At 60.4% G+C, this 5747-nt stretch carries 7 protein-coding genes; 4 read left to right on the top strand and 3 right to left on the bottom strand.

The window, feature by feature from the left end:
- The coding region (locus KO538_RS28890; protein ID WP_257620656.1) for a DUF4124 domain-containing protein at positions 1-208 on the bottom strand (208 nt) is incomplete at its 3' end.
- 146 nt (positions 209-354) lie between these two features.
- Entirely contained in the window at positions 355-1770 is a 1416-nt protein-coding gene (gene glnA / locus KO538_RS28885; protein WP_029496182.1) for a type I glutamate--ammonia ligase, read from the bottom strand.
- Between the two features lie 385 nt (positions 1771-2155).
- On the opposite strand from glnA, the gene KO538_RS28880 reads away from it, so the two are divergent.
- From KO538_RS28880 to KO538_RS28870, 3 genes are all read left to right on the top strand, one after another.
- On the top strand, positions 2156-2617 hold the full coding sequence (locus tag KO538_RS28880; protein ID WP_070303347.1) for a rhodanese-like domain-containing protein: 462 nt from the start codon (positions 2156-2158) through the stop codon (positions 2615-2617).
- Positions 2618-2769: 152 nt separating this feature from the next.
- Positions 2770-3129 (top strand): type II toxin-antitoxin system RelE/ParE family toxin, encoded by a 360-nt coding sequence (locus tag KO538_RS28875; RefSeq protein ID WP_219330424.1) that lies wholly within the window; start codon positions 2770-2772, stop codon positions 3127-3129.
- Positions 3126-3410 carry an XRE family transcriptional regulator gene (locus KO538_RS28870; protein ID WP_070303349.1) on the top strand — a complete coding sequence of 95 codons (285 nt, stop codon included), beginning with the start codon at positions 3126-3128 and terminating at the stop codon, positions 3408-3410. Before KO538_RS28875 ends, KO538_RS28870 begins: the two co-directional genes overlap by 4 nt.
- A gap of 138 nt (positions 3411-3548) precedes the next feature.
- On the opposite strand, the gene KO538_RS28865 is transcribed toward KO538_RS28870, so the two are convergent.
- On the bottom strand, positions 3549-4901 hold the full coding sequence (locus tag KO538_RS28865) for a TAXI family TRAP transporter solute-binding subunit (RefSeq protein WP_070303449.1): 1353 nt from the start codon (positions 4899-4901) through the stop codon (positions 3549-3551).
- A 131-nt stretch (positions 4902-5032) separates the two neighbouring features.
- Between KO538_RS28865 and KO538_RS28860 the strand changes: the two genes are divergently transcribed.
- Positions 5033-5638 (top strand): glutathione S-transferase family protein, encoded by a 606-nt coding sequence (locus KO538_RS28860; protein ID WP_219330423.1) that lies wholly within the window; start codon positions 5033-5035, stop codon positions 5636-5638.
- Positions 5639-5747: the final 109 nt, after the last annotated feature.

The raw sequence follows: 5747 nt of genomic DNA, 5'->3' as shown, positions 1-5747 counted from the left end.
GGGCCGGCGCGCCGGCCAGGGGCGCCGTCTTGCGTGGCGGCTCCGTCATGGCGCCCGGCAAATCGAGCAGCTGGCAATGCGTGCCAGCCCGCTTGTCCGTGTACGTCTTGTGTCCTTGCGCATCGGCGCACACATACAGCTGCCCGTGCGCCTGTGCCGCCGCGCCCAGCAATCCTGCCATCAGCGCCATTCTGTAATGCTTGGTCAATCTCTACTCCTGTCGGCGCGTGCCGCATCGTTCCTGGGCCGACTATACAACAACGCACTGTGGCGCCATAACAAAAAACGCGGGCAAGACCATCGCCTCACCCGCGTTTTTTTATTCACTACCGGCACATTGCCGGCGTGGCGCCATTACAGCGAGTAGTACATGTCGAACTCGGCAGGATGCGTGGTCATGCGCATGCGCTGTACGTCCTGCATTTTCAGTTCCAGGTAAGCATCGATCATCGAATCGCTGAATACGCCGCCACGGGTCAGGAACTCGCGGTCCTTGTCCAGTGCGTCCAGGGCTTCTTCCAGCGAAGCGCACACGGTCGGGATCAGTGCGTCTTCTTCCGGCGGCAGATGGTACAGATCTTTCGAGGCGGCTTCGCCCGGATGGATCTTGTTGGCAACGCCGTCCAGACCAGCCATCAGCAGTGCGGCGAAGCACAGGTACGGGTTCGCCAGTGGATCCGGGAAGCGCGCTTCGACGCGGCGGCCTTTTGGATTGGCCACGTGCGGAATACGGATCGAAGCGGAACGGTTTTTCGCCGAGTATGCCAGTTTCACTGGCGCTTCGTAGCCTGGTACCAGACGCTTGTACGAGTTGGTGCCTGGGTTGGTGATCGCGTTCAGTGCCTTGGCGTGCTTGATGATGCCGCCGATGTAGTACAGGGCGAAATCGGACAGGCCGGCATAGCCGTCGCCAGCGAACAGGTTTTTGCCATCTTTCCATACGGATTGGTGCACGTGCATGCCCGAACCGTTGTCGCCAACGATAGGTTTCGGCATGAAGGTGGCGGTCTTGCCATAGCTGTGCGCCACGTTCCACACCACGTATTTCAGGTTTTGCGTCCAGTCAGCGCGCTCGACCAGGGTCGAGAACTTGGTGCCGATTTCATTCTGGCCGGCGCCGGCGACTTCGTGATGATGTACCTCAACCGGGATGCCCAGCGATTCCAGAATCAGGCACATTTCCGAACGCATGTCCTGGAAGCTGTCCACTGGTGGCACGGGGAAATAGCCGCCCTTGACGGTAGGACGGTGGCCGCTGTTGCCGCCCTCGATGTCCTTGCCGGTCGACCACGAACCTTCGTCCGAACCGATCTTGACGAAGCAGCCCGACATGTCGATCTTCCAGCGCACGCTGTCGAAGATGAAGAATTCTGGCTCAGGGCCGAAGTAGGCGGTGTCGCCCATGCCCGACGATTTCAGGTAGGCTTCGGCGCGTTTCGCGATCGAGCGCGGGTCGCGGTCGTAGCCCTTGCCGTCCGACGGTTCGATCACGTCGCACTGCATGAACAGGGTCGTTTCTTCCATGAACGGGTCGATATTGGCCGTGTTTGGATCCGGCAGCAAGATCATGTCGGACGCTTCAATGCCTTTCCAGCCAGCGATCGAAGAACCGTCAAAGGCGTGACCGGACTCGAATTTGTCCATGTCGAAGTGCGACACGGGAACCGTCACGTGCTGCTCTTTACCACGGGTATCAGCAAAGCGGAAATCAACGAATTTGACTTCGTTTTCTTCTACCATCTTCAAGACTTCTGCGGCTGTCATTGCCATGCGTATCTCCTAAATGAATGTGGGGTGAGCCGACCTTAGTGCGTCTGGGCTGATGAAGCGAAGCAAACATTGCGTGCCACCAAAACTCATAAGGATCATAGCAGATTCCATGCCAGCTTCTAGTGGGATGTCGCCGCCAAGGTCAAAACCCGGCCATCCCAGTGAAAGTTTTCCTGCCCGCGATTTTCATGCTGGGTTTGCGTCAAATCAAGAATGCACTATGCAAGTGCAAAAAACGAATAACGCACTATTATCGTGCATTTTGTACCAATTCTTGAAAAATGCCTCGTTGTGGTGCATGCACCGTGCACCGTGATTTCCCGTTTGCGGGGCGCCGACGGCGCACTATAATCGACCACACCTGCCCACTTTCATCGAGGACGCCATGACCACCGCCGCCGACATCCTGACCACCGCCCGCAGCCGGGCCAATGAAGGTACGCCGTATGCCGGCGCCGTCACGCCGCAGGAAGCGTATGACTTGCTGCAGGGCGATCCCGCCGTCAAGCTCATCGACGTGCGCACGAATGCCGAGCGCGACTGGGTGGGACGGGTCGACATCGCCGATACCCAGCATGGTGCGGTGCAGTGGGCCACCTACCCCGGTGGCGTGCCGAATCCCGACTTTCTCGCGCAACTGGCCGCCCAGGCCGGCAAAGACGAGGTGCTGCTGTTCCTGTGCCGCTCCGGCGTGCGTTCGCGCCACGCGGCCAAACTGGCGACCGAACACGGCTACCTGCACTGCTTCGACATCCTCGAAGGCTTCGAGGGCGACAAGGATGCCGACGGCCACCGCAAGCAGATCGGCGGCTGGTGCAAGGCGGGACTGCCGTGGCTGGGCGCCTGACTATCTGAACAGTGTGAACAGTGTTTGATCTGGCGGGCCACCCTGCGGCCCGCTATCGGCTACAACCATCCATACGCGCCCGATATCTTCAAGAGCGGCGCAGATTCTCCTTGCGAACATGTACCTTATATAGTACAACGCAGAGGTGCGTCATGGATGCTTCCGGCTTGCGCCAAATGACCCTGCTGTTCTATGCGAATGGCAATGGCGGCGAACCCGTGCGAGACTGGCTCAAGTCCTTGCCCATCGAAGAGCGCCATGTGATCGGACAAGACTTGATGCATGCGCAGTGGCGCTGGCCCGTGGGCATGCCCCTGTGCCGCCATTTGGGGCAAGGATTGTCGGAAGTACGCAGCAGCCTGCCCGGCAACCCCGGCAACCGTTTCGCCCGCGTACTGATCTGCCATCATGGCGACTGCCTGGTGGCGCTGCACGGCTTTATCAAGAAAACCCGCGCCACGCCCGATGACGATCTGGCGCTGGCCCGCAAACGCTACAAGGAACTGACATGAACGCCACCGCTCCCCACCTCGGCAGCAGTCTCGACGACTTCCTCAAGGAAGAAGGCATTTTCGAGCAAACGCAAAACCGTGCCATCAAGGAAGTGATCGCCTGGCAACTGACGCAGGCGATGCAGGAACAAGCGATGTCGAAGACGCGCATGGCGGCCCTGCTGCAGACGAGCCGCTCGCAGCTCGACCGCCTGCTCGACCCCAGCAGCGACGTAACCCTGTCGACCCTGGAGCGAGCCGCCGCGCTGGTTGGACGCAAGCTGTCGATCACCCTCATTTAGTACGCCTATCAAAACCTACTACGCGTCGTAATTTGCGGTCTGCGATGCTCACTGTACCTTCGTACAGCTGCGCTTCTCAACCACAACTTCCTTCCGCTCGCTACGGTTTTGTTAGGCGTTGTTAAGCGAGTTAATCGCTCAGGCCGGCTCGCCCACCTCAGCGGCAGGGTGCTCGCCCATCAGGGACAGAATGCGCTTGCGCACGAAATTGATGTGGCTGCGCAAGCCATACAGGCCATCGGCAAACGACAGGGGAATCGAGATCTGGTTGACCATTTCCTCGATCTGATCGAGCCGCTTCAATTGCGCCGCATACACTTGCGCGCGCTGCTCTGGCGGCACGTCCTCCAGCGCCTGCTCGACCGTGCGCAACTGGCCATACCAGCGGTACACGCGCGAGCGGATGCGCCATACATACAGCGGCGGCACGACGCGCGACAGGGGCAGGATCAAGGCACCGAGCGCCACCACCAGCACCCACATACGGTCAAAGAAATTGGCCAGCCAGAAACTCATATAGCGCTGCAGCACGGGCGCGCCATCCTTGTAGAATTTCAGCGCCTCCGGTGCCACGGGAATTTCCGTGTAGCGCGCGGACGGGAACTGCCCCTGCTGCTGGAACCAGCCCGTGCCGCCATGGATGCGGGCCGCCGCCTGCACGAACAGGTCGACGAGGGCCGGATGCAAGTCTTCGCGCGCGACCAAAGTGGCCGTCGGCGCGATCAGATGATAATCCTGGGCGGGAATGTTCTGCCCCAGGTCGACTATGCCGCGCGGCAAGACGACATGGGTGAGGAAAGGCAAACGCCGCGTGTACGCCTCCGCTTGCGAAAAATCAAACAGCTTGATGCCCGGCGTTTGCAGCAGCATCTGGATCAGCGGCGCTTCCGGCGCCGAGCTGAACACGAGGCCATCGATGCGCCCTTCCAGCAGCTCCACCGTGGCAGGCGTGTTTTGCAAGTCGCTCACCGTCAGCTCGTTCGCCTCGACGCCATTAACGGACAGCAACTGCCGGAACAGGCCGGGCACGCCCGTGCCTTCCGGTCCCAGGTTGATCTTCATGCCCTTCAATTGCGCCAGCTCCGTCACCGCCTTGTCTTCGCGCATAAACAGCCAGACGGGTTCCGTAAACAGGCTGCCCAGGGAAATCAGGCCGTGGCGTTCGGCATCCTCGTGCTCCGTCGAGCCGCTTTGCACGAAGGCGATATCGGTCTTGCCGCTATTTAATCGCTGCAGGTTGTCCTGCGAACCCAGCGACGGCTGCAAGGTCACCTTGATGCCGTGCTTGGCCAGGGTGGCCACATATTTTTTGCCGAACTCTTCATACGCGCTATTGTCCTGCCCTGTCGACAGGCTTACCTGGCGCGGCGGCGCCGGGTCGACCAGCCAGTAAGCAAGCGCGCAAAACGCGCCGACCAGCAGCAAGGTGGGACCGGCGGTGGCGAGGAAATCGCGCACGGAAAAGCGGCTGAACGCGAGGATTTTGGACATGTGGTGGCGCATAGGTTTCATGGGTGGCTACGATGCCAAGAAAACCTCAACTATGCAAGGCACTTTCACATGCGCGGCGTGGCCAAATCCGCTACAGTGCAAGATCGACCACCTGCCCTCTGGAGCCCCGCATGCTGAAAATTCTTGGAAAAGCCGCCTCGATCAATGTCCGCAAGGTCCTGTGGACATGCGATGAACTCGACTTGCCGTACGAACGCGAAGACTGGGGCAGCGGCTTTCGCGGCACGGACGACCCGGCTTTCCTGGCCTTGAACCCGAACGCCATGGTGCCCGTGCTGCTCGATGGCGACCTGGTGCTGTGGGAATCGAACACGATATGCCGCTACCTGTGCGCCCAGGCGGGCCGCGACGACTTGCTGCCAAGCACGCCCCGCGCCCGCGCGGAAGTGGAAAAATGGATGGATTGGCAGATGGGCGATTTGAACAACAGCTGGCGCTACGCCTTCATGTCGCTGGTACGCCAGAGCCCGGCACACCAGGATGCGGCGCAGCTGGCGGCCGGTATTGCCGGCTGGAACAAAATGATGGGCGTGCTGGAACAGCAGCTGCAGCGCACGGGCGCCTTCGTCTGCGGCGAAGCATTCACCTTGGCCGACATCATGCTGGGCTTGTCCGTCAAGCGCTGGCTGATGGCCCCGATGCAGCGTCCCGGCTATCCTGCCATCGCCGCCTACCACGCACGCCTGGCGGACAAGACGGCTGTGTTTGCCGGGTAAAAAAAAGGCTATGTCACCGTCAGATGTGGGAATCCTCCCAGCGTTGCTCTCAATAACGTTTCTGGCGAGCGGATGCGCCTGGCATCGAGTATCCAGCGCCACCCCAGAT

It is taken from the genome of Janthinobacterium sp. NKUCC08_JDC (genome assembly GCF_019345575.1).
Taxonomy (GTDB): domain Bacteria; phylum Pseudomonadota; class Gammaproteobacteria; order Burkholderiales; family Burkholderiaceae_D; genus Janthinobacterium; species Janthinobacterium aestuarii.
This window is presented reverse-complemented; position numbering and strand designations above follow the sequence as displayed.